The organism is Iodobacter ciconiae (assembly GCF_003952345.1).
In the GTDB taxonomy this organism is placed as follows: domain Bacteria; phylum Pseudomonadota; class Gammaproteobacteria; order Burkholderiales; family Chitinibacteraceae; genus Iodobacter; species Iodobacter ciconiae.
The window spans coordinates 1420047-1444550 of the sequence record NZ_CP034433.1; the positions used below are offsets into that span (position 1 = coordinate 1420047).

At 44.7% G+C, this 24504-nt stretch carries 16 protein-coding genes; 7 read left to right on the forward strand and 9 right to left on the reverse strand.

What is annotated here, in order from left to right:
- The first annotated feature begins 75 nt into the window (after nucleotides 1-75).
- Together EJO50_RS06245 and EJO50_RS17600 are read left to right on the forward strand one after the other, a co-directional pair.
- Nucleotides 76-1425 carry an efflux transporter outer membrane subunit gene (locus EJO50_RS06245; RefSeq protein ID WP_125972481.1) on the forward strand — a complete coding sequence of 450 codons (1350 nt, stop codon included), beginning with the start codon at nucleotides 76-78 and terminating at the stop codon, nucleotides 1423-1425.
- Nucleotides 1426-1488: 63 nt separating this feature from the next.
- Nucleotides 1489-1614: a hypothetical protein gene (locus EJO50_RS17600; protein WP_267900660.1), complete on the forward strand. Its 126-nt coding sequence runs from the start codon at nucleotides 1489-1491 to the stop codon at nucleotides 1612-1614.
- A 118-nt stretch (nucleotides 1615-1732) separates the two neighbouring features.
- Here the strand turns inward: EJO50_RS17600 and EJO50_RS06250 are convergent, their stop codons facing one another.
- The 9 genes from EJO50_RS06250 to trxB all read right to left on the reverse strand — a co-directional run bounded on the left by EJO50_RS06250 (nucleotide 1733) and on the right by trxB (nucleotide 10170).
- Nucleotides 1733-2776 (reverse strand): bifunctional UDP-4-keto-pentose/UDP-xylose synthase, encoded by a 1044-nt coding sequence (locus tag EJO50_RS06250; RefSeq protein ID WP_125972483.1) that lies wholly within the window; start codon nucleotides 2774-2776, stop codon nucleotides 1733-1735.
- Nucleotides 2776-3729 carry a formyltransferase gene (locus EJO50_RS06255; RefSeq protein WP_125972485.1) on the reverse strand — a complete coding sequence of 318 codons (954 nt, stop codon included), beginning with the start codon at nucleotides 3727-3729 and terminating at the stop codon, nucleotides 2776-2778. The genes EJO50_RS06250 and EJO50_RS06255 overlap by 1 nt, the downstream gene beginning before the upstream one ends.
- Nucleotides 3726-4685, reverse strand: a complete 960-nt coding sequence (locus EJO50_RS06260; RefSeq protein WP_125972487.1) for a glycosyltransferase — start codon at nucleotides 4683-4685, stop codon at nucleotides 3726-3728. The genes EJO50_RS06255 and EJO50_RS06260 overlap by 4 nt, the downstream gene beginning before the upstream one ends.
- A 63-nt stretch (nucleotides 4686-4748) precedes the next feature.
- Complete coding sequence (locus EJO50_RS06265) at nucleotides 4749-5876, reverse strand: DegT/DnrJ/EryC1/StrS family aminotransferase (RefSeq protein ID WP_125972489.1); 1128 nt, start codon at nucleotides 5874-5876, stop codon at nucleotides 4749-4751.
- Nucleotides 5873-6235 (reverse strand): VanZ family protein, encoded by a 363-nt coding sequence (locus tag EJO50_RS06270; protein ID WP_125972491.1) that lies wholly within the window; start codon nucleotides 6233-6235, stop codon nucleotides 5873-5875. The genes EJO50_RS06265 and EJO50_RS06270 overlap by 4 nt, the downstream gene beginning before the upstream one ends.
- A complete protein-coding gene (locus EJO50_RS06275; protein WP_125972493.1) occupies nucleotides 6235-6606 on the reverse strand; it encodes an SMR family transporter in 372 nt (123 codons plus the stop codon). Before EJO50_RS06275 ends, EJO50_RS06270 begins: the two co-directional genes overlap by 1 nt.
- Nucleotides 6603-8240 (reverse strand): phospholipid carrier-dependent glycosyltransferase, encoded by a 1638-nt coding sequence (locus EJO50_RS06280; RefSeq protein WP_125972495.1) that lies wholly within the window; start codon nucleotides 8238-8240, stop codon nucleotides 6603-6605. Before EJO50_RS06280 ends, EJO50_RS06275 begins: the two co-directional genes overlap by 4 nt.
- 142 nt (nucleotides 8241-8382) lie before the next feature.
- The gene (locus EJO50_RS06285; RefSeq protein ID WP_125972497.1) at nucleotides 8383-9012 is read right to left on the reverse strand and encodes a Smr/MutS family protein; all 630 of its coding nucleotides are present in this window, start codon (nucleotides 9010-9012) and stop codon (nucleotides 8383-8385) included.
- Nucleotides 9013-9216: 204 nt separating this feature from the next.
- A complete protein-coding gene (gene trxB / locus EJO50_RS06290; protein ID WP_125972498.1) occupies nucleotides 9217-10170 on the reverse strand; it encodes a thioredoxin-disulfide reductase in 954 nt (317 codons plus the stop codon).
- An 812-nt stretch (nucleotides 10171-10982) separates the two neighbouring features.
- Between trxB and EJO50_RS06295 the strand changes: the two genes are divergently transcribed.
- The 5 genes from EJO50_RS06295 to EJO50_RS06315 all read left to right on the forward strand — a co-directional run bounded on the left by EJO50_RS06295 (nucleotide 10983) and on the right by EJO50_RS06315 (nucleotide 24436).
- The gene (locus EJO50_RS06295; protein WP_125972500.1) at nucleotides 10983-11555 is read left to right on the forward strand and encodes a hypothetical protein; all 573 of its coding nucleotides are present in this window, start codon (nucleotides 10983-10985) and stop codon (nucleotides 11553-11555) included.
- Nucleotides 11555-11791, forward strand: coding sequence for a hypothetical protein (locus EJO50_RS06300; protein ID WP_125972502.1), 237 nt, complete (start codon nucleotides 11555-11557; stop codon nucleotides 11789-11791). Before EJO50_RS06295 ends, EJO50_RS06300 begins: the two co-directional genes overlap by 1 nt.
- A gap of 995 nt (nucleotides 11792-12786) precedes the next feature.
- Nucleotides 12787-14202: an HlyD family type I secretion periplasmic adaptor subunit gene (locus EJO50_RS06305; protein WP_125972504.1), complete on the forward strand. Its 1416-nt coding sequence runs from the start codon at nucleotides 12787-12789 to the stop codon at nucleotides 14200-14202.
- Between the two features lie 283 nt (nucleotides 14203-14485).
- Nucleotides 14486-14716, forward strand: a complete 231-nt coding sequence (locus EJO50_RS06310; RefSeq protein WP_125972506.1) for a hypothetical protein — start codon at nucleotides 14486-14488, stop codon at nucleotides 14714-14716.
- A gap of 846 nt (nucleotides 14717-15562) precedes the next feature.
- Nucleotides 15563-24436, forward strand: a complete 8874-nt coding sequence (locus EJO50_RS06315; protein WP_125972508.1) for a calcium-binding protein — start codon at nucleotides 15563-15565, stop codon at nucleotides 24434-24436.
- Nucleotides 24437-24504 lie beyond the last annotated feature (68 nt).

Genomic DNA, 24504 nt, shown 5'->3' on the forward strand with positions numbered 1-24504 from the left:
CTGATCGTTGCAGTCCTTCGAAGGGTGGTGTGTCCATCCTTCGAGTGATGATGCAAATCCATAGGTAATCAATGTATGAAAAAACAATTAATGTCTAAGACGCTGCTGCTGGCGATGACGCTGGCCTTGGGTGCATGCGCGATGGGGCCGGATTATATTCGCCCTGCAGCACCTGTCGCTGCTGTGGTAGGCAGCCAGCCAGCGGACGTGAATACGCCGCAGTGGGGGAGTTACTTTACTGATCCTGCTTTGCACTTGGTGATTGAAAAAGCGCTGGCGAATAACCGTGATTTAAAAATTGCCACCGCCCGAATCGAAGAAGCCCGTGCTTTGTATGGTATTCAAAAAGCGGACTTTCTGCCTTCGGTGAATGCCAATGGCTCGGGCAGTATCAGCCGCAGCAGCCCGGATACCGATATCAGCCGCCGCTATGAAGCTAATCTGGCACTGCTCTCCTATGAGGTAGATTTCTGGGGCCGTGTGCGCCGTTTAAGCGAGGCGGCTAAGGCTAATTATCTGGCGAGCGAAGAGGCGCAGCAATCGGTGCGCAGCTCTTTGATTGCCGATGTGGCCAATAGCTATTACAGCGCGCAGGCATTAACTGCACGTAGCAATTTTGCCGAGCAAACCGCTACAGCGCGTGCAGAAAACCTGCGCGTAGTAAAACGCCGTGTGGATGTGGGCGTGGCTAACCGTCTTGATCTGTTGCAGGCACAAAGCGCGCAAGATGCTGCCATCAGTGATCATGCAGCATTGGCCCGCCAGGCGGCCAACGCACAGACTGCACTTGTGGTCTTGGTGGGAGAGCCGGTTAGTCTGCCTGCTGCCAATTTAAATGCAGAAGTGGTGCAGCTGCCGGGGGGGGTAAATTCTGCTGTTTTGCTGGAGCGCCCGGATGTGCGCGCTGCAGAGCAAAAGCTGGTGGCGGCCAATGCCAATATCGGCGCGGCCCGCGCGGCCTTTTTTCCTAAAGTCACTTTAATGGGTAGTGGCGGGGTAGTAAGTAATGAGCTGGAAGATTTATTTTCTGGTGGCAACCGCGCATGGAGCTTTTTGCCGCAAATCAGTCTGCCGCTGTTTGATGGCGGGCGTTTGCGTGCCGGGGCGGATATTGCTGAAGCCCGGAAGGTCATTGCTGTGGCTGAATATGAAAAAACCATTCAGCTGGCATTTAAAGATGCAGCCGATGTGTTGTCTGATCAGGCATGGCTGAGTAAACAGTTAGCTGCTCAGCAGCGGCTTAGCGAGCGGCAGGAGCAACGCTTGAAGCTTGCCGAAGTGCGTTATGCATCGGGCTTGGCGGGCTATCTGGATGTGCTGGATGCGCAGCGCGAGTTTTATACAGCAAGTCAGGGGCTGATCGAAACGCGTCGTGCCCGTTTGGCTGCATCTGCTCAGGCTTATAAAGCTTTGGGAGGGAAGTGATCGCGATATGCTGCATCAGATCCTGATGGAGCTGATGCTGTTTGTTTAAGCCCTGATGTATCGATGCTTGGCTGGGCTGGCGCAGATTTTGATAACAGGGGCATTTATGCCCCTGTTATCATTTCTGGATTTATTAATTTCACGCTGGCGCGGCGGGTGCTTTGCGGAAAAAAGCCGGGAAAATTGTAATCGCGCCGGTAGTTAATGCATTGGATTGGCATTAAAAGCGTGCAGGGTCATTATGCTGTTATGGCCTTAGGACCGCTCATTTAAGCCAGGCGAGCGGTCTTAAGGCTAAGTAGATCAATTAATCAACCAGCTCGCGCGCTGCAGCAACCTGATCTTTATAAGCATCAAAAATACCGCGCAAGGAGTCTTCCATCGTGGTGCTTGGTGCCCAGTTCAGGTCAGCCTTGGTGTTGTCGATTTTTGGCACGCGGTTTTGCACGTCCTGGTAACCCTTGCCATAGTATTCGCCTGAAGTGGTTTCCAGTACGGTTACTTTGGCTGCCATTTCTGCGTATTCAGGATAGGTTTTCGCCAGATCCAGCATCATGGTTGAAAGCTCGCGTACCGAGTAATTGTTAACCGGGTTGCCGATGTTATAAATCTGGCGTGTGGCTTTGCCGTCTTTATTGTCGATAATCTTAACCAGCGCTTCGATACCATCGGTGATATAGGTAAATGCACGTTTTTGCGCGCCGCCATCCACCAGCTTGATAGGCTCGCCGCGAACGATATGACCCAGGAACTGGGTGATCACACGGCTGGAACCTTCCTTCGGTGTGTGGATATTATCCAGACCGGCACCAATCCAGTTAAATGGACGGAACAGGGTGTAATCCAGGCCTTCCTGCTGGCCGTAAGCTGCAATCACGCGATCCATTAATTGCTTGGAGCAGGCATAGATCCAGCGCGGTTTGCTGATCGGGCCGTAAACCATATTGGAGTTTTCAGGATCAAACGCTTCGTCTTCACACATACCGTAAACTTCGGATGTGGATGGGAAAACCACGCGTTTTTTGTATTTAACGCACCATTTGATAATCGGCAGATTAGCTTCGAAATCCAGCTCGAATACGCGTAATGGTGCCTGTACATAAGTAGCAGGAGTCGCAATGGCAACCAGTGGCAGCACAACATCACATTTCTTGACGTGGTATTCAATCCATTCCTGGTTAATGGTGATATCACCTTCAAAAAAGTGAAAGCGTGAGTTCCCCATAAATTCAGACACTTTATCGCTATACATATCCATACCGAAGACTTCCCAGTCGGTATTTTCGAGGATATGTTTGGATAAATGATGGCCGATAAAGCCATTTACGCCAAGGATAAGGACTTTTTTCATTATGTTTTCCCGAGGGTGGTACTGTGTAAATCTATTGAAGAAGCGCCAAAATGGTGAATAAAATTCTTGCCGTTGAGCGTTTCCCCCGCGAATTCTGCGTGCAGCACCAATAGCGCTGCACCATCACTGCAAAGCAATATAATTTTATCGCCATCGGCATACATAAGCGGTGTAATGGGCTCGATGGCGGTGGTTGTTGCTGTAAATATTTGCCGCGTGCGCCAGATAATCAGGCGTTTTTCATGAATGTCAGTAAATGCACCCGGATAGGGAGCGGTCACGGCGCGGACCAAATTATGAATTTCTTTTGCGCTTTGCTGCCAGTCTATCTGGCCGTCTTTCGCGCTGCGGCCACCATAATAGGCGCCCTGGCTTAAGTCTTGCTGCGTAAAATCAGTTTTTCCGGCAATTAAACGCGGCAATGCGGCGCTTAAGCATATCTCGGCAGCAATAGTAACTTTTTCAAATACTTCCTGGGCCGTATCGTCGGGCAGAATAGGTACGGCTTGCTGGGCCACAATCGGGCCATTGTCCGGTTTGATATTCATCACATGTAATGTTGCGCCGGTTTGTGTTTCGCCCTTAATAATGGCCCAGTTAATCGGCACCCGGCCGCGATATTGCGGCAATAAAGAGCCGTGCATATTAAATGCGCCCCGTTTTGGCGTATCTAATAAGGGGGCTTTTAGCATATTGCGATAATAAAATGAAAATAGAAAATCTACATCGAGCGCGGCAATTTGTGTTTCTATTTCTGCCGTGTTGGGATTGTCCGGTGTAATAAACGGAATTTCATAATCACTTGCCAATTGCGCCACCGAGCCAAACCAGATGTTTTCGCCCGGGTTATCTTCGTGCGTTACAATTAGCTTGATTTCAATGCCTGCTGCCAGTAGTGTTTTAATGCAGCGCACACCAACATTATGGTAGGCAAAAACAACTGCTGATTTCATGCACAGCCCTTTTTATGCTGATCCGGGTTGGCTTGTAAAATACCGGCAATCAAGTAGCGCGGGCGCTGGCGTACTTCGTGATAAATACGGCCAATATATTCTCCAAGCAGGCCAATACCAAATAGCGCAATGCCAATAAGAAAGAAGACAATTGCAAACAGGGTAAATAAGCCGCCCACCTCGGGACCCATAAAAATACGGCGTAAAACCAGTAATAGGAATAAAGCGCTTGAGCCTAATGAAACAAAAATCCCCAGCATGGAAAACAATTGTAAAGGCAGAATCGAAAAGCCGGTCATAAGGTCAAAATTAAGACGAATCAGACTATAGAGCGAATACTTGGATTCGCCGGCAAAGCGCTCTTCATGCCCTACAATTACTTCGGTTGGATTTTGCGAAAAAGAATAGGCCAGCGCCGGGATAAAGGTATGCATTTCCTGGCACTGATTAATGGTGTCGATAATGCGGCGGCTATAGGCGCGCAGCATGCAGCCCTGATCGGTCATTTTGATTTTGGTGAGCTTTTCACGCAGATGGTTCATGCTGCGGCTGGCTGCATGCCGCCACCAGCTGTCATTACGCTGGCGACGGATCGAGCCAACATAATCATGGCCCTTATCCATTTCGGCCAGTAAGGTGGCAATGTCTTCGGGCGGATTTTGTAAGTCAGCATCAAGAGTTACGATGCGTGAGCCTTGGGAGTACTCAAACCCTGCCAGAATGGCGCGGTGCTGACCAAAATTACCGTTAAATAAAATCACCCGCGTGACATCCGGGCGTTTTTCGTACTGGGCGCTTAGTATGCCTGCCGAGCGATCACGGCTGCCGTCATTAATGAACAAAATTTCATACGGCGTCTTCAGTGCGTCAAGTGCAGGGTAAAGGCGATCAAACAGTGCCTGCAAGCCGTCTTCTTCATTATAAACCGGCACGACAACAGAGATGATGGGTTTCATTAATATCTCTTCTTTAAATCCTGATGACATAAGTGCTGTGTGCATGATAGGAATCAGTATCTCTTATTCAAAACTGGTGGAAAGTACTTCGCGCAAAGCGGTACAGACACGTTTTACATCAGCGATTTCCATAGCGGGAAAAAGCGGCAGGGTGATCGTGCTAGCGCCAATATGCTCTGCGTGAGGATACATTCCCTCGGCATAGCCCAGATCACGATAATAAGTAAACAAATGCAGCGCCGGGTAATGTACGCCGATGCCGATGCCTTTTTCCTTCATCCGGTTGATAAACTCACCTCGGCTGATTTTCATTTTTGCCAGCGGTAACAGCGGTTGGAACATATGCCAGTTGCTGTTTATAAAGTCAGCGGGCGGCAATTCTAAGCCTAATTGGGGATCCAGCAAATCAAAATAAGCTTGGGCGAGCTCTTTTCGTTTGCTGTTAAAGCTGTCGAGCTGTCTGAGTTGTCCAAGGCCAATGGCAGCCGCCACGTCGGTCATATTGAATTTTCCACCGGGTAAATCTACATCCATGCTGCCATCAGGAAAGCGCGTAACGCCTTGCAGACGCCATTTTTCAAATAGAGCTGCCTCAGCTTCATTATTCATGACCAAGGCGCCGCCTTCAGTGGTGGTCATATTTTTATTGGCATGAAACGAAATTGAGCAAAGATCGCCAAAGCTGCCGATTTTTTTGCCATTCCACGTTGCGCCTTGTGCCTGTGCAGCGTCTTCGATCACGCGTAAGCCGTGTTTTTTTGCAATGGCGTAGAGGCGATCCCGATCAACTGGTAAACCTGCCAGATCAATCGGGATAATCGCTCTGGTGCGTGGTGTGATTGCCGCTTCGACTAAATCCAGATCAATATTGCGTGTGACAGGATCTACATCGACCAGCACCAGTTTGCCGCCCGTATTCAGGATGACATTGGTGGTTGATACCCAGGTCATAGGTGTGGTGATGACTTCGTCGCCAGGTTGCAGATCAATGAGTCGCAGTGCAATTTCCTGCCCGCCGGTAGCGGAATTCACCACACGCACAGGACGGCCGCCAAAATAGGCGGACAGGGCGGTTTCAAATGCTTTGACTTTAGGTCCGCTGGTGATCCAGCCGGAGCGCAGTACATCAGCCACATCCTGAATGGTGGCTTCATCAATGCTGGGGCGGGTGAAGGGGAGAAAGTCGCTCATGGTTTTTCCGGGTGTATTCTTAAATTGTGTGGCAGTAGCCGCAAAAGAAATGCAGCCAATAGCGTACCGATAAGTGCACCACAGGCATTGGCAAGCATGTCTTTGAGATCAAAGCTTCGGTAGGGTGTAAGTGCCTGTGCAAATTCGATGGCGACGCCCATCAGGCTGGCTGTGAACCAGATCAGTGGCAGTTTTTGCTGGCGGGCCAAGCCAAACCAAAGAGCCAGTAAGCCATAGGCAAGAAAATGGCCGATTTTATCGCTGTTGGGTACAGCAGGCATAGAGAGGGGGATTAAGGACATGAGCCAAATAAAGGCCACATAGGCCCATGCCAGTCTTTCAAAGGCTATGCGTATCATTAGCTTTTTGCCACCAACAGAACGCCTAGCATAATTACAGCAATGCCAATTAAGCGCATTGGTGTTACGGCTTCACCAAATAGCCACCATGCCAGCCCTGCGTTCACAACATAGCCAATAGACAGCATGGGGTAGGCAATGCTGACTTCGACCCGGGACAGGGCCAGAATCCAGACTACTACGCTAATGACATAGCAGGATAACCCGCCAATGATGTGCGGGTTGCTGGCAACTTTGAGCCCGATTGGCCACGCATTGGCCATGGAAAAATCAAATTGCCCAATGGTGCGTGTACCGGCTTTTAATAAAAGCTGAGCACCTGCATTGAGTAATACGCCAAATAAAATCAATCCGAATTCGATGGCTTTCATGGTTTTGCAATCACCAGTCTGCGGGCGTCTTTTGCAATTATTTTCATTTGTAACCCACGTGTTTGTAATTCATTGAGTGTTTCTTTTTGCAAGATGGCAACAGGCTGAGCATCGCTATTCCACCGGGCAATAAAATCATCCAGCGTGATGTGCTTATCAGGCTCTGATTTCTGGCCCATTTGAAACTCATCAGTATATTCAACAAATTGAATTGTTCTCTTCAGATAAAAGGGCAGGGACTGGTCGTAATAACGCACAGCATAAAGGGTGCTTTGCTCATTGACCTGCGGCTTGATTGCTTCTACCAAATGATAACTGGAATTAGTGTAAGCATAAGACTCATGCCCTACCATCGGCAATTGCCCGCCTATTAATCCGGTTAGCACCATGGTGGCAATGGCGGCTTCTTTTTTGTTTTTACCTGCCAGAATAAAGCTGGCTATCGAGCCGCCAGTGAAAACCAGGCCTGCGGCAACAAGCCATATGGCATAGGCCGCATTATACATTTGTGGGGTGTTGTCGCTGGTTATTGTACTGACATAGGGATAGGCGCCGATTAAAATCAGGCCGGGAATAACCATCCACACAAAATGCCAGCGCAGCGCCTTGCTGCTGATATCCATCAGCGTTTGCGCCATCAGCATGGCTAGTGCCGGAAAAATCGGCAGAATATAGGAAGGCAGTTTGGAGCCTGATTTGGAGAAAAAGGCAAAAATAAATATCGACCAGATTAAAAGAAAACGGTTGGTTTTAAATTGCTCATTGCTTTGCCAGCTTTTCTTTAAAGCTTGCGGCAGCAGGCTGGTCCACGGCAGTAGGCCGACGGCAAGAATCGGGAAGAAGTACCAGATTGGCCCTTCACGACGGTGTTCGGTGCTCAGAAAACGCTCAAAGTGCTCATGAATAAAGAAAAACTGGGCGAATTCAGGATTGGCTTTAGATACGGTTAAAAACCAAGGCACGGTAATCAGTAAGGCCAGCGCCAGGCCTTTGAATAAATGCAGCCTTGTCCAAAGCTTAAGATCCCGGCAAATAATCGAATAGGCCACAATCGCAATGCCGGGCAGTACCAGACCGATCAGACCTTTGGATAAAACAGCCAGGGCAATGGATGTCCAGGCAATTAGCATGCCATTGCGGTTTTCTTTGGGGCTGGCACCGTCTCTTTGCGCCAGCAGAAAGCCGCACAGGCTAAAAGTCAGAAAAGCACTGACGCCCATATCCAGCGTTAGAAAGTGCCCGTTACCGATCCACCACACGCTGCTGGCTAAAATACCGCCCGCCAGCCATGCCGTGGCTTCACCCCAGATTTTGCGGCTGGTGAAAAAAACAGCTAACAGGCTTAAAAAGCCGGTTGTGGCGGGCCACAGACGGGCGATGAAATCTGATTCGCCCAGCATCTTGAAGGCAGCAGCTGTTGTCCAATACTGTAGGGCGGGTTTTTCAAAGTATTTAATGCCATTAAGCCGGGGGGTATTCCAGTTGCCGCTTGCAACCATCTCACGGGAAATCTCGGCATAACGGCCTTCATCCGGAGTGATCAGCTTGCGATGACCTAGCGTGCCAAACCAGAGGACGGACAAAAGAATAAGTATCAGCCATTTGGCTGCCGGGCGGTTAATCAGACTATTCATGGGTCTTTTGATGAGGATTGTGCGGTGCGGTATTGTACCTGAAGCCACTTGATCACACGAAACACTACCTTAAACTACTTAAAGGGTGATGATTTTCAGGCAGATAATAGCGAATGCCTTGCGTTTTTGCACAGGACTTTATTTATTGATGGCGGCTTCTGATTAAAACCAGCACCGCGCCGCCGCCGCCTTCATGCTGTGGTGCCTGACAAAAAGCCAGTACCTCATCTCTTTGTGCCAGCCAGTTTTTAAGCTTCTGTTTTAGAATTGGCTCGCCATTCTTTGATCCCATGCCCTTGCCATGCACTATGCGTACACAGCGTAAACCAGCTGCATGGGCATTTTGTAAAAATCGTGTCACGCTGATTCTGGCTTCGTCGCTGCTCAAACCATGTAAATCCAAATGTCTAGTTGTGGGCCATTGTCCTTTGCGAAGCCGCTTCAGGGTATCGAGCTTTTGCCCCGGTTTGCTGTACAGCAGCTCTTCCCCCGGAGCCAGCTCATCCCAGGGCCAGAAATCGGTCATATCATCCAGCGGGCTAAGGTTCTCGGCACGCTGCTTTCTTGGCCAGGGGCTGACTTCCGGTTTGGGGTGAATGTATTGCTTGGTTTGAAATGGCTTAACGCCTTGTACCGAGCGCATAAAAAGGGCGCGATCATCTAATGCTTCAATTGTTTGATGCGGCTTATGAGGCACCTTTGCCGCAATCTGCGTCTTGATGCGTAAGGCTTTTCTGAGCTGGCGTAGTTTGTCCATGTGAATCCAATGCAAAAGGGGCGCCTGGCGCCCCTTGGGTTCATCTGAACCATTACTTTAATGTAAGCAATATGCCAATACTTAACTCACGGCTTTGTTGCCTGCCGTTTTGGCGCTGAGCTGAAAAACAGCGCTTCACCTTGTTATGTATCCTGATTATCGAGATCGATTACACTTTCTTTGCTCACGACCGCTTTTTGGGTCTGGCGCAATTGTGAATTAAACGCTGGCACCCAGGTATTTATCTGCATCAAGAGCGGCCTGGCAACCGGACGCTGCCGAAGTGACTGCCTGACGGTAAATATGATCCTGCACATCGCCTGCAGCAAATACACCGGGGATATTTGTGCCGGTTGAGCCGCCATCACGGCCACCCTTGGTGATGATATAGCCGCTGGCATCCATCTCGAGCTGGCCTTTGAAAATATCGGTGTTTGGCTTGTGGCCAATAGCAATAAATACACCGGTTAATTCGATGTCACGTGTCGTGCCATCGATGGTTGATTTAAGACGCGCGCCTGTCACGCCTGTTGCATCGCCCAATACTTCATCCAGTGTGCTGTTAATGGCTAGGGTGATTTTACCAGTAGCCACTTTCTCCATTAAATGGTCGATTAGGATTTTTTCTGAGCGGAAAGTGTCACGGCGGTGAACTAAAGTGACATGTGCCGCAATATTGGATAGATACAGCGCTTCTTCAACCGCCGTATTGCCACCACCCACCACAGCAACCTGCTGATTACGGTAAAAGAAGCCATCGCAGGTTGCACAAGCTGATACGCCGCGGCCAGCAAAGGCTTCTTCACTTGGCAGACCGATATATTGGGCAGATGCGCCGGTTGCAATAATCAGTGCATCGCAGGTGTATTCACCGGAATCCCCCACAAGGCGAATCGGTTTTTCATTTAAATGCGTGGTGTGAATATGATCAAAGATCATTTCTGTGCCAAAACGCTCGGCATGTTTTTGAAAGCGGGCCATGAGCTCCGGGCCTTGCACGCCATCAGCATCAGCGGGCCAGTTGTCTACATCCGTAGTTGTCATTAGCTGGCCTCCCTGAGCAAGTCCTGTCACCATAACCGGGTTAAGGTTGGCACGTGCTGCATAAACAGCTGCAGTATAGCCAGCGGGGCCTGAGCCTAGAATAAGTAAACGAGCGTGTTGCGTAGCCATAAATCAGCGTCCTGTGTTGGAAAGGTAGGGAGTATTCATAGGATTTTACGAAGTTTACGGTTTTTGCGCTGAGCTTTCTAATCGAAAATGCCTATGGAAGCCATTAAGCATACTGACACCGAATCTACGGAAGAAGTTGTCTCTTTAAAAACTTCAAAAATGCAAGCTGCCCTTAATGCTGTTAATTGAGTTGTTTGTAGCTACAGATGTAGGGTGTTTAATTTATTTTTGCGTGCATCAGGGAAAGAGTCCTCGTTGTCATCAATAATGGGCAATCCGTGTCTTGGGTTTTAATTAGTAACATTTATTTTTTGTCAATTTTTGTGAATTTAATGCAAAAAATAGTTGGGCCGTATAATGACTTTGGTATAATCCACAATGTTTTAGTGAATGATTAAATACCCGCTAATATTTTAGCCGTAATACTTGGGGAGTGTTTTTTAACTGGGTTGTTTCTCTTCAAAAAGTAAATGAATAACGATTGTTTTTAGTCATATGGTGTGCGTTTGGCCGGTTTAAGTTTGCATATTATATGCTGGCTTTAATGGTAAAGGTCGTATGCCTGATAGTATTGAGATTGTAGGTGGCAGATTTGGAAACGCTGATTATTATGCTATGCGTAATGCTAATAATTCTGATGTTTTTTTTAAATTAATTATATGAAGTCGACAAATTTATGGGTTATTTAAATAATAAACATTATAAAATAAATGATATTTTTAAACCATGCTAGATGGTGATATATTTTGATGTTGCTATTTATTTTTTATATTACTTTTTGTGAAGGTAAATTTAATAAAGGAAGGCTTTAAATGACTAAATTTTATTTAGTGTGTGTATTGCTGGTTTTTACTTTTACAGGCACAGGTTGTGTTGATTTGAAACCAGTAAATGAAAATGTAATATATGGAAAATCTACCATGTTTTCCGCCTTGGGGCGTCCAAAAACAAAATATACTATTAATCAGTTTATTTATCATTCTATTAGAGATGGGGCGGATAAAGAAAAGACAGCTGATTATTTTACTGGATTTTTTGGGAAGCCCGCTAATATTTATAATATTAAATCACAACCAAAACTTGTATATGGTTATGATATGAAATCAAAAGCAATGATCGTATATGATTGGCATAAAGATTCCTGCCAGATTATGATTGCTTTTGATCCTGTAACAAAACTAATTATAGAGTTTTCAGGAGGTAAAGAGCATCGATATAAAATTGATCCAACTATCTCTTACATTTCTAATTGTTCTACTGAAATAACCGGGCCAGAGAGAAAAGTGCTTTCTGACCCTGATATATACAGAGGCAATTTAAGCATAAGATTGGCTGCGTGGGGGATCTTTGGGTTAGTTGGATTGGGGACAGTGCAGATAATTTAATGAAAAGCTGGGGGGTGCCCAATAGTTCAGTAAAATTAAGCAATGGAGATACTATTCTTCAATATTCTCGAACTAGCTATGATGAATATCATACTTACCACTGTGAGAAAAAATTTATTATAAGAAAAGGAATTATTAAAAAATTTAGTTATTCTGGTTGTGGAAGTCCAAAGGTTGTACTTGGACGGCCATTTTATCCGGCTGCTACTCCAGTTCCTGGTACTGATGACTTATAATTAATCTTAAATTCAGAGTTTAGGTGGCTAAGTTTTAATTTAATGTGTACCTTTGATGTTTTGTTTCTCCATTAAAATTTTCCTGGTCAATTTTGTTATTTGCTTGCATACCTAGCGCAACAGCCAGATTACCGGTTATTGGCGCTAGGGTAAAAGCAGACGCCGGGTTTGGCGGGGGTGATGCTTTGCTATAGCCCCAGGCATGCACCAGCTAAATCGCTCAGGCATTCCCCCCGCACACTGACAAAAATCTCGCTTTCTCTCTGAATTAATAAAACAAAATCGAAGTCATTCACAAAGACATTGACACCCACTGGGGCAGACCTGACCCGGATATCAGTTTTAGCCCATGACAATAGCCGTTTTTAACCTGGAAAAATCCGGCGCAAGCCTGCGTGGCACGCAATCTGGAGCCGTAGCGTGGTTTTTTTGATGTGTGCGCTGGAAATGGCTGCAGTGGTAACCTTCCTTCGTGTAAACGCTAATTGTCAGTGATTGCGAACGGCTCCGTTATGCCAGTACGCCTAAAGATGCCACCATTAATGTGAAAAATTAACTGATGCCACTATCGGCCTACTACGAACCTATTTACCGGGGGCGTGTTTTGTTGCGAATATTAGAAGTAATGCAAATCTTTAGCGCCCACGTTTACGTCCGGAAAAATAAGAAATTAAAACGTTAGTAGTGCTGTTAATTAAGTTGTTTCTAAATGCGCAGAAAAATAAAAAATGCGGATTTATCAGATTTATTAAAGGTAAATACTTACAATATGTAAGTATTTTGATTGTTGCTGTTAATTAGCAATTTACTGAAAAAACAGATAATTATATTGGCTTGTACGGGTATTCGGCTAATTATTACAGCTTATTGCTTTTGTATTTATTGTGTTTTAATAAATATTATTGAAATAATTATTTATTTTTCTTTGTTTTTAATTGACGTATTAATTATATGGTGCTTACTATGGTTTATTAAAATAACTTTATAAAGTTAATATGAAATATCAAATTGTCGGTGAATTGCTTACAAAATACCGGCAGGTTTTTGCTGCGGCGTGGCAAAGCCGCAAACAGCAAGATTTACCACCTAAAAGTGCTAACGAGCTTGCCTTTTTACCCGCAGCGCTAGAGCTGCAAGAAAATCCCCCTCACCCCGCCGCCCGCATCACGCTTTGGGCCTTGCTCGCTTTTATCTTGATTGCCTTTACTTGGGCCTGCCTTGGCAAGATCGATATTGTGGCCGTGGCGCCTGGCAGGTTGATTGTGTCTGATCGCAGTAAAACCATTCAGCCCTTAGAGGCAGGGGTGGTGAAATCCATTCATGTGCAAGACGGGCAAATGGTGCAGGCGGGGCAGCTATTGATCGAGCTGGATGGCACCGTCTCAGGCGCAGAAAACACCAAGCAGCAAACCAATCTGTACGATGCAGAATTAAACGCGCTGCGCGCCAAAGCCTTGCTTGTCGCTTTAGATAACAGGCAAGCGCCTGTTGTTAATCATGTGGCGGCGGGTAAGGAGCTGCAATCTCTGGAGGCCAGCCGTTTGGCGCTCAGCCAGTGGCAGGAATTACAAGCCAGGCTATCTACCCTAGATAGTGATACTTCACGCAAGCAGGCCGAGCGGGCGGGGGTACAAGACCAGATCGCCAGGTTTGAGCAAACCTTACCGATTATTAAGCAGCGCGAAAAAGACTTTCAGGATTTGGCGCTGCAAAACTTTGTTTCCAAACACGGCGTGCTAGAGAAACAACAGGCCAGAATAGAGGCCGAGCAAGATTTAGCCAACCAGCGGCATAAAAAATCTGAGTTAGATGCTGCCATTCGCGGCAATGCCCAGCAAAGAATCGCCATACAGGCAGAGTTTCGCCGCACCCAGCACGATCTGTTTAGCCAAGCCAGTGAGCAAGCCCGCTCGTTTACCCAAGACGTGGTTAAAACAGGGCAGCTACAAAAACAAACCCGCCTAACCGCGCCCGTAGCCGGAATCGTGCAGCAACTGGCTGTGCACACCGTGGGCGGCGTCGTCACCCCTGCGCAAGCCCTGCTGGTGATCGTGCCAAAAGATGAAGCCGTAGAGGCCGAAGTGGTATTGGAAAACAAAGACATCGGCTTTGTAAATGCTGGGCAGGCCGCCGCTATCAAAATTGAAACCTTTAATTACACCAAATACGGCCTAATTGAAGGATTGGTGAGAAACGTTTCATTTGATGCCGTACCAGATGAAAAATTAGGATTGATATATCAGGCCAGAATCAAATTACACAAAAATAAAATGAATGTTGATGGTAAATGGCTAAAGCTGGCTCCGGGGATGGCGGTAACGGTAGAAATTAAAACCGGACAACGCAGAATTATTGAATATTTCTTATCGCCACTTATGGCGCATGTTTCGGAAAGTGTGAGGGAGAGGTGAAAGGTTTAACTTTAGGTTCTTATATTTAATAATGGGTTTAATTTAATTTAATAAAATTATATGATTATTATTTTATTGATAATTTTTACTTTGTTGATGGGTGGCGTGGTAAAAGTGCAGTGCGAAAATTTCATTCAACGCAGTTGAAAATTTAGTTATATATACTTGGTTTTTTTGTTTGTTTTATATGGATTTTTTTGTGAGGTTTAATTTATGTAATTAATTGGTAATTGGTAATTGGTAATTATTTTGGATGTGAATTTGGCCAATATGGGTGCTGTATATGATTATCTATCAGAATAAAAAGATTGGTTTATTTAAAGGCTTGTGCCAATTAACAGCGGTAGCTTCTTTCGGTGTGCTCGCCATGAATTCCTATGCAGCTGAATATGAAATAATCATGCCGGCTCAATCTGGTGTTTATGCGGCAAAGAAAGCCAGTGGATGGGGGTATGTTACCAAAAGCAAGGAGATTACAAATTTTAATTTTGAGGCGAATGAGGGTGTCTTCTAGGATTATATTGTTTTCTTTTAGTTTGTACCCGCTTTGGTTTGGAATCTCCAAACCACTCGCCAATTTAGGTCCTACTGGTATTATTTTATTATGTATTTTGATGATACCTGTTTGCATTTTATAATTTCTTATTTCAGAGGTGAAAAATGAGCAATGCTGGTGTGGTAGCAGCTACTACAATAGATGCATACGGATTGATGCTTAATGTATCTGCAACTCAAAGTGGCATATCTGGCATCCAGATAGATTGGCTGTTTTGACACAAGGAATAACTGAGGTCAGAACAAAATTAAATCCTACTATGCTTAATGCTCTTCGTACCAAAGAAAGCGGGTTTAACTGTACTCTGACCCCAGTTATTATATTATTAATTATCTAGTTGGTGCGGCATGATTTTTTTATATAAAAACTGTTACGACGTTAAATTGATTTTAATTGATTTAATTATAGTCTCTTTTTTTGTTTTTTTCCCAAATGTAGTTGTTATTTTATTTGGCAAGGTATTTGGTTATCTAAGTGGGTCAGTATGTGATGTTGGATTGATAATGTTTATATATTTTATTTTTGTGTTTTTGTTTTTTACTTTTATAAATATATTTAGGATGAAAAACTATCAATCTAGTTGCAGTATTATGGAGCTTGTATTTGTTGCTGTTTTTATTTTTGCTGCAGCAAATGAAACATGGTTTGCTAGTAAATACTTAAATATTTCTTGTTATTCGTATGTGGAATCATTGCGTTTGATGGCGTTGAATATAAATGCAAAATCTACTTTTTTTGTAATTTGGTCTTACTCTTGTTCTTGGATTTTTTCTTCATTTTGTTTGATTTTATTAAGGTGGCGTTATGTGTAGTGATTCTACGATTTTTGACTCGATTGTTAATACAGTTAATGAAATTTCTGGTGATAACTTGCCCAAACCAAAAAATATATTAACTGAATATGATAGAAAGGCAATTGGTAATATTGTTAATAAAATTCAAGAGTCGATTGATTCTGGAGATGATGCAGGTGTGGTTGCTGCATCCGCTCAAATTACAGCAGTAGTAATTACTTCTGTTGTTGCATCCGTTGCAGCTTCACCGGGTAAATTTTCTACAAAGGGACTTAATTTTCTTTTTGAATCTATTAGGAAAAATCCAAGTACATTTGAAAAAATAGTTGGACCTGTTGTTTCTAAATATATAGATAAGAGTTATTTGCTTCGATGGAGTAACATTAACACAAGGCTTACTGCTGGAATGTCAGCTGGCTATGTAGTTAATGAATTTATAAATTATTTTAATTCATTGCATTTGGGGGCGTGGTTGTTTGATGCCCTGCATCCAGAAGATATTGATCCTAGTGCTAATGATGCCTTTAACAATGCCTTACGCTGGCAACCGCGCCGTGATCCGCTCACCCTCGACCTCGATAATGATGGATTAGAGACGGTCGGCACTAAGGAAGGCGTATTTTTTGATCATGATGGGGATGGTCTTAAAAATAAATCCGGCTGGGTGAAACCCGATGATGGCTTTTTGGTGCGTGATTTAAATGGCAATGGCAAGATTGATAATGGTAGTGAGTTGTTTGGTGATGCGACCCGCAAGTTAGACGGTAGTTTGGCAAAAAATGGCTTTGATGCGCTGGCAGATTTGGATAGTAATAAAGATGGCAAGGTGGATATCAATGATGCCGCATTTGCATCGCTCAAAGTGTGGCGGGATATCAATGGTGATGGCCTCACGGATAGTGGCGAGCTGCTTACGCTAGAGCAAGTGGGTATTGCTAGCTTTAATACCAAAGAAACAAAACATAGTTTGATATTGGGAAATGGTAATCGCCTTGCAGATCTGGGCAGCTATACACGCACGGATGGCCAAACTGCAGTATTGGGTGAGGTTGGCGATATGGCAGATATTGATTTAGCAGAAGACACGTTTCATCGTGAATTTACTGATCATCTTGCTATTTCTGATGAAATTAAAGCACTGCCTGAAATGACTGGATCGGGAAAGGTCCGTGATTTGAGAGAGGCGGCTAGTCAGTCTGATTTATTAAAATCGTTGCTTTCACAATATAGCAGTACAAATACAGGTGAAGATCGCTTCACTCTGATCGATAAAATGCTTGCAGCTTGGGCTGATACCTCTGGAATGGCTAAATCATTAGAGGAAAGAGCGAAGATTAGCTATAGTTCTGATTCTCATGCATTTGCATTACCGAAGAGTAGCTATAATTTTGATTATCAAGCATTTGGTGATATTAAAAAACCTGTGGGCTCTACTAGCGCTCAAGATTCATTACGTTTTTCTGAAACAATTCAGTATTGGAATCAGAAGATGCATATTTTAGAGGCATTTAATGGCCGCTATTTTATGACATTTCCTAATGAAAGAAAAAATACTGATCCTATTATACCAAGTGGAGCTGCATTATCTGGCGGCGGCGGCGGCGGCGGCGGCGGCGGTGGAAGTAGTGCGGCTAGCGTTCCACAAATCCCAATCTTAAGCGTTAATTATAGCCAAGAGCAAATAAATCTTTTGAATCAGTCTTATTCTGATCTAAAAGATTCCGTTTATTCAGCGCTGGCCCTTCAAACAAATTTAAAGCCTTATCTTGATCTTATTGCTGTGAAAACTAACAGCGAGCTAGGCACTATTAACTTTGATTGCTCAGGAATATATAGTTTATTTGAGAAACAAATGAAGGAAAGCCCAAAACAAGCCTTAATAAATTTGATCGAGATAAATAAATATGCATCAAAAACACTCTTGTTTGTTGGGTTTGATGGTTTACATTTGTTAGATTCTTATTTAAACAGTCCTGAATATAGCTCTATAGTAACGGAAGTAATTTCATTATCAGGAATACATAAAGTTGATGGGGTGTGGCAAGGTAGTAGTCGGTCAGATTTTGTTTTTGGCGGTAATGCGAGTGATCAGTTATCTGGTAAAGAGGGTGATGATTTTATAGTGGGTGGCGCAGGGAATGATAAATTATATGGTGGGGATGGGGATGACATTCTGGACGGTGGCAGTGGTAACGATTTACTAGATGGTGGATCGGGTGCAGATACGTATTTGTTTGGGCGAGGCTCAGGAAGTGATCTGATTTCTCAGAGTCGAAGTATTTATGAAGAAGCTATCGATAGCATACAACTGGCATCGGGGGTTTCTGTTGCAGATGTAATGCTTAGCAGAGGAGGAGATAGTGGAGCAGATCTAATTCTGCGTATTAAAGGCACAGATGATCAGTTGCTGGTATCAGGTAATCTCTATCTAGAAGGTACTACCTATCAGGCAATGAAATATATTAAGTTTGCAGATGGCACAATTTGGGATCAGGCCGTAATTAAGGCCAAGGTGCTTGAATCTACTATTGGTAATGATAAATTAATTGGTTTTGATTTAGATGAGTATATCAATGGCGGCGAAGGCAATGATGAGATCAGTGGGGGAGGTGGGAATGACATGCTTGATGGTGGGCTTGGTGATGATGAATTATCTGGAGGGGCGGGCTGGGACACATATTTATTTAATGTAGGTTCAGGGGCTGATTCTATTTGGAATGGTTATGGTAATGGTGATGCTCTTGGTACGGTTAAAGATAAAGTTCTGTTTGGGGATGGGATTACTCCTGAAAATATTACGTTAACCCGTAGTCAGAATAATCTAATAGTCAAAGTTAATGGCACAAGTGATCGCTTAGATATTCGTAATTTTCTAAATAATGATGGTTATAGCGAATTTGCCGTGGATGTGCTTGAGTTTGCTGATGGCACAATATGGGGTGTGGAAGATATTAAAAGTAAGTTGCTTGAAGGGACGGAAGGAGATGATTCATTAAATGGTTATAAGTCTGACGATATTATTAATGGAGGTGGCGGAAATGATAGAATTGGTGGTGGACAAGGCAATGATATTTTAAATGGAGGAGAGGGTAATGATCGGTTAGGTGGTTTTTGGGGGGATGATATTTTAAATGGTGGAAATGGTAATGATGAATTATCTGGCGAGGATGGCAATGATATTTTAGATGGTGGAAGTGGTAATGATAAATTAGATGGTGGAAGTGGTAATGATGTATATGTTTTTTCCAGAGATGCGGGTAATGATTTAATTACTTATTGGCAAGATGGAGATTCTATTAAAGTTGCTTCTAATATATCGATGAATGATATGGAGCTAAGGAATGATAATGGCGATTTGGTTTTAAAAGTTAAAAATTCGAATAGCAATTTGAGAATTAGTAATTATTTTATGGAGAAAATTGTTCAATATGCTATTACTGCGCCACCTAAGGAGGGGGCTAACTACCTGAATGCAAAGCAAATCTGCTTTGCTGATGGCACATCATGGGATCTTGAGGCTATTAAAGCTCAGGCATTGATCCCAAGTGATGGCGATGATGCTTTTTATGCTTTCTTTAAAGGCTCTACGATTTTTGGGCAAGGCGGCAATGACACGTTTTATGGGCGATCTGGTAATGATACTTTTGATGGTGGAGCGGGGGCAGATCGACTATTAGGCTGGGCTGGGGATGATTACCTATTAGGGGGGGGTGGTGATGATGAACTGGATGGTGGCGAGGGGAGAGATATTTTAAATGGCGGGGCAGGTAATGATCGGCTTAATGGTGGAGTAGGCGAAGACACATACTTGTTTGGCAGAGGTTCTGGCCAAGATATTATTGGCGATAGAGATAAAGACAATAATCGTTTTGAGCAAGATATCATCCAATTAGGTGAAGGCATTTCCGCCAGTGATCTTGTGTTAACTCACACTGAATCGTCTCTTACTCTTGAGATAAAAGGGACGACTGATCGACTGACAGTTTGGAATGATTTTTATAGTGATGTTCCTGCTGATAAGCATTTTGTGGAGCAAATTAGGTTTGCTGATGGCTTACTTTGGGATTATGCGGACATTAAAAACAAGACACTGCTTTCAACGGATGGGGATGATGTGTTGCTTGGGTATGCTGGCAAGGATTTGATTAGTGGGGGCGCAGGTAATGACACCCTTATTGGTGATCTGGGCGACGATATACTTGAAGGTGGAATAGGTAATGACACCCTTCGTGGTGGCTTGGGTGACGATGTGCTTGATGGTGGTAAAGGAAATGATATTCTTGATGGCGGAGAAGGTATTAATTCGTATTTATTTGGCCGTGGTTATGGAGTAGATACCATTGTTCAAAACTTTTTAAGCCCAGTAGATGATGGTTCGATTGTGTTGGGGGAAGGAATTACGCCCGCTGATATAACGTTGGTTAGTAATGGTTCTTCCTTGTTCGTGTCAATTAATGGTACTGCTGATCAATTGATAATAGAAGACTTCACTCATCGTGATGGAGTTTATTCAGGAATAATGTTTGTTAAGTTTCAGAATGGCACTGTTTGGAATAGAGATGCTATTTTTAACCTATTAGCTGAAGGAACATCTGGAGATGATAATTTATATGGTCGTTCATCAAATAGTCATGTAATTGGTCATGGCGGTAATGACATTATTACTGGCTTTGGTGGGGATGATATTCTAGAGGGGGGAGAAGGAGCTGATAGCATTGATGGGGGCGCGGGGAATGATCTGCTTGAGGGGGGATTGGGAGATGATACGCTTAAGGGCGGGGCTGGCAACGATACGCTTAGTGGTGGTGCAGGAGACGATAATTTAAGTGGTGGTGATGGGAGTGATGTCTATTTATTTGGTAGAGGGTCAGGCCATGACTCTACTTCGTATAGCCATTACAATTATGATTATTCATATAAAAATAATCCACTTGCTAATAATGAAGATTCTGTTTTATTTGAGGCTGGAATTACGCCAGAAGATATAGTGTTGCGCCGTTCTGATGAAGATTTGATTGTGAAAATAGCTAATACAAATGATGAGCTGACAGTTAAAAATTATTTCAGTAAACAAGTTGTATCTTCTAGTGATAATTATAAATTAGAATATTTAAAGTATTTAAAATTTGCAGACAATACAATTTGGGATGTTGATACAGTAAAGTCGAAAGTAATTATTCCAACTGATGATGATGATTATTTATTGGGATACGAAGGTAATGATATTATTAATGGTGGAAATGGAAATGATTCTATTAGAACATTTAGCGGGGATGATATTTTAGGTGGTGGCCGTGGAGATGATGTTTTAGATGGTGGCCGTGGAAGTGATGTTTATTTGTTTGATCTAGGTGGTGGGAAAGATACTATCGTTTCACGTGATATAGACGAAGGGAAAATTGATGAAATCCGCATGGGGAAGGGCATACTTGCTAGTGAAATCACTTTGAGTATTGATGGTGATGCTCTTATTTTATCCATTAATGGAACGTCTGATAGCTTGCGAATTGAGTATTACTTTAATTCAAGTTATTCTCCCGCACGTTATTCAATTGATCAGATAAAGTTTGCGGATGGTTTGGTTTGGGATTCTGCAACAATAATTAAATTATATAAGGAAGAAAGGGCACGCATCCTGCAGGGGTGTGATGAACTGATTGATGGCGATGAAGATACTAATAAATTAATTGGCACTGATGCCAATGAATTAATGCGTGGTTTTGCTGGCAATGATCAATTGTTCGGTAATGCAGGCAATGACCTACTGCAAGGTGGCGAAGGCGATGATTATCTGGATGGTGGCGCAGGTAAAGATCAATTAGAAGGGGGCGTTGGTAAAGATCAGCTTAGTGGCGGTGCAGGCGATGATTTATTGCTGGCAGGGGCTGGCGATGATAAATACGTCTTTAACGGTCAGTGGGGTAATGATGTTGTTGATAACACCGGTGGCGGCTCTGATTGGTTGTTCTTTTCTGAATTAGAGCGCAATCAGCTGAGCTTTAAGCAAGAGGGTAAAGATCTATTGATTGGCGTAGTGGGCGATGCTGGCCGTAGTGTGCGGGTATTGAATCACTTTAATGGCGGTGATGCGGCAATTGCTTATGTGCAGCCTAAATCTGGTTATGCTTTGTCTGCTGTAGAGATTGCCAAACTCTTGGGCGGCGGTGGCAGTAGTACTAATACTCTGAATGGCACGAGCGGCAATGACAATTTATCTGGCACTGCTCAAGTTGATTTAATCACGGGTGCTGCGGGTAATGATTCTTTGTTTGGCCAGGCAGGCAATGACACGCTGCGCGGCGATGAAGGCGATGATTATCTGGATGGTGGCCTTGGCAATGATCTGCTTGAAGGCGGTGTAGGTAAGGATCAGCTGATTGGGGGTGAAGGCGATGATCGCTTGATTGCGGGTGCTGGCGATGATAAATACGTCTTTACCGGTCAGTGGGGTAATGACGTGATTGATAACATCGGCGGCGGCTCTGATTGGTTGTTCTTATCTGATTTAGAGCGCAATCAGCTGAGTTTTAAGCAAGAGGGTAAAGATTTATTGATTGGCGTAGTGGGCGATGCTGGCCGTAGTGTGCGGATATTGAATCACTTTAATGGCGGTGATGCAGCCATTGCGTATCTGCAGCCTAAATCGGGGAATGCGTTGTCGGCGGCAGATATTGCTGAGCTCTTACCAAATACCGGTGGTAATAACGGTGGAAGTGGTAATGCAAATACGGCTGATTTTGACCAGGTTATAGATGGCGATGCTGCTAATAATCAGCTTCAGGGTGATTCCGGAAAAGATTTAATCCGCGGAATGGCAGGTAATGATCAGTTATTTGGTGGTGGGGGAAATGATCGCCTGGAAGGGGGTGATGGGGATGATTATCTCTCTGGTGGTTTTGGCCGTGGGAATAGCGGTGATGATCTGTTAATGGGCGGTGCTGGCAATGACACTCTGAATGGTGAAGATGGCAATGATCGCCTGGAGGGGGGCACAGGCAATGATAGTTATGTTTTCGATGGTGCATCACAGGATGTGATTGATAATACGGGTGGTGGTCGTGACGGAGTCTTCCTTGCCGATGGGATTGGCGCAGACAGAATAAGCTTTAGTCGTGATGGTGATGATTTATTGCTGATGGTGGATAAGAGTGCAGCGACTTCTGTTCGCGTACTGAAGCATTTCCTTGGTGGTGATATGGCGATTAGCTATGTGCAGCCTAGTGGTGGCAATATGATTTCTGCCCAGAAAATTGCTCAGATAATCGGTGCGCAATCTATCCCGGGGGGGTATGAAGCACTGGTTGATGGGGATGCGGGCAATAATAAGTTGACCGGTACAGCGGCAAAAGATCTGTTGCGCGGTTTTGCTGGCAATGATCAGTTGTTCGGTGGTTTAGGAAATGATCGTTTAGAAGGTGGTGATGGTGATGATTACCTGGCCGGTGGCTACGGTAATGTAGCCAATACCGGCGATGACGTGCTGATCGGTGGCGCGGGTAATGACCAGCTTTCGGGCGAGGATGGCAACGATCGGCTTGAAGGTGGAGCAGGTGATGATAGATACGTCTTTGATGGCAAATCGCAGGATGTGATTGATAACTCCGGCGGTGGGTTCGATGGGGTGTTCTTCAGCGGTACAGTGACTAAAGAGCAGCTTGGCTTTACACGTTCGGGTGATGATTTATTAATTACAGTAGATGGCAATGCCCAGCAAAGCGTACGAGTACTGAATCATTTCCTTGGTGGAGATTGGGCGATTGATTATGTACAGCCCAGTGGTAATGTGTCGTACTTGACAACTGCAGTGATTAACGCAGCTGTTGCAGCTGCTGGCCTGAAGCTGGTCGGGACTGAGGGGAACGACACTTTAGTGGGCGATAAGGGTAAAGATGTTCTAACAGGGCTTGCCGGTGATGATGTGCTTGATGGTGGCGCTGCTGCGGATACCCTTGTAGGGGGGGTAGGCAATGATACTTATATCGTCGATAACGTGGGCGATGTGGTGACTGAATTGGCGGGGGAGGGAACGGATAAGGTACAAAGTAACCTAAGCTGGGCTCTTGGCAATAATCTGGAAAACCTTACCCTCAGCGGTACTGCTGCAATTAATGGTACGGGCAACGGGCTGGCAAATGTACTGGTGGGTAATGCGGCTATTAATACGCTGATGGGTGCCGCAGGTAATGACACTCTGGATGGTGGGGCGGGGGCCGATAAGTTGCTGGGCGGGCAGGGTGATGATCGCTATGTGGTTGATGTCAGTGGTGATGTAATTACAGAAAATGCCAATGAAGGGAGTGATACGGTGCAGGCATCCTTGTCATGGACGCTTGGTAATCATCTGGAAAATCTGACACTTACAGGCACTGCTGCAATCAATGCTACGGGTAATGCACTAAATAATATCCTGGTTGGCAATGCAGGGGCCAATACGCTGACCGGTGCCGCAGGTAATGACACCTTAAGTGGTGGTGCAGGTGTTGATACCTTGATCGGTGGTGCGGGCAACGATACTTATATGCTGGCCCGTGGTGATGGTAGTGATACGGTTACTGAAAATGATGCTACGGCCAAAAATATAGACGTCGCACAGTTTCAGGCGGGAATTGCCAGCAGTCAGCTCTGGTTCCGTAAGGTCAGCAATAATCTGGAAGTCAGTGTCATAGGCACGGGCGATAAGCTGATAATGCAAAACTGGTATTCGGGTAATGCTTACCATGTGGAGCAATTTAAGACGTCAGATGGTCTGGTGTTGCTGGATACACAGGTTAGTGCTCTGGTGTCGGCTATGGCAGCCTTTAATCCGCCTGCCGCAGGCCAGATGACATTAAACCAGCAGCAGCAGGATGCCCTGCAGCCGGTGCTGGCTGCCAACTGGCATTAATGTCCTAGTGTAATCAATATGCCCAGCCCCGCAAGGGGTTGGGTTTCTTCTTTTTTCTGAAGTAGAAA

Excerpts from the sequence above, each read along its gene's own strand:
- EJO50_RS06245 (WP_125972481.1), top strand. The coding sequence starts at position 76 with ATGAAAAAACAATTAATGTCTAAGACGCTGCTGCTGGCGATGACGCTG.
- EJO50_RS17600 (WP_267900660.1), top strand. The coding sequence starts at position 1,489 with ATGCTTGGCTGGGCTGGCGCAGATTTTGATAACAGGGGCATTTATGCC.
- EJO50_RS06250 (WP_125972483.1), bottom strand. The coding sequence starts at position 2,776 with ATGAAAAAAGTCCTTATCCTTGGCGTAAATGGCTTTATCGGCCATCAT.
- EJO50_RS06255 (WP_125972485.1), bottom strand. The coding sequence starts at position 3,729 with ATGAAATCAGCAGTTGTTTTTGCCTACCATAATGTTGGTGTGCGCTGC.
- EJO50_RS06260 (WP_125972487.1), bottom strand. The coding sequence starts at position 4,685 with ATGAAACCCATCATCTCTGTTGTCGTGCCGGTTTATAATGAAGAAGAC.
- EJO50_RS06265 (WP_125972489.1), bottom strand. The coding sequence starts at position 5,876 with ATGAGCGACTTTCTCCCCTTCACCCGCCCCAGCATTGATGAAGCCACC.
- EJO50_RS06270 (WP_125972491.1), bottom strand. The coding sequence starts at position 6,235 with ATGATACGCATAGCCTTTGAAAGACTGGCATGGGCCTATGTGGCCTTT.
- EJO50_RS06275 (WP_125972493.1), bottom strand. The coding sequence starts at position 6,606 with ATGAAAGCCATCGAATTCGGATTGATTTTATTTGGCGTATTACTCAAT.
- EJO50_RS06280 (WP_125972495.1), bottom strand. The coding sequence starts at position 8,240 with ATGAATAGTCTGATTAACCGCCCGGCAGCCAAATGGCTGATACTTATT.
- trxB (WP_125972498.1), bottom strand. The coding sequence starts at position 10,170 with ATGGCTACGCAACACGCTCGTTTACTTATTCTAGGCTCAGGCCCCGCT.
- EJO50_RS06295 (WP_125972500.1), top strand. The coding sequence starts at position 10,983 with ATGACTAAATTTTATTTAGTGTGTGTATTGCTGGTTTTTACTTTTACA.
- EJO50_RS06300 (WP_125972502.1), top strand. The coding sequence starts at position 11,555 with ATGAAAAGCTGGGGGGTGCCCAATAGTTCAGTAAAATTAAGCAATGGA.
- EJO50_RS06305 (WP_125972504.1), top strand. The coding sequence starts at position 12,787 with ATGAAATATCAAATTGTCGGTGAATTGCTTACAAAATACCGGCAGGTT.
- EJO50_RS06310 (WP_125972506.1), top strand. The coding sequence starts at position 14,486 with ATGATTATCTATCAGAATAAAAAGATTGGTTTATTTAAAGGCTTGTGC.
- EJO50_RS06315 (WP_125972508.1), top strand. The coding sequence starts at position 15,563 with ATGTGTAGTGATTCTACGATTTTTGACTCGATTGTTAATACAGTTAAT.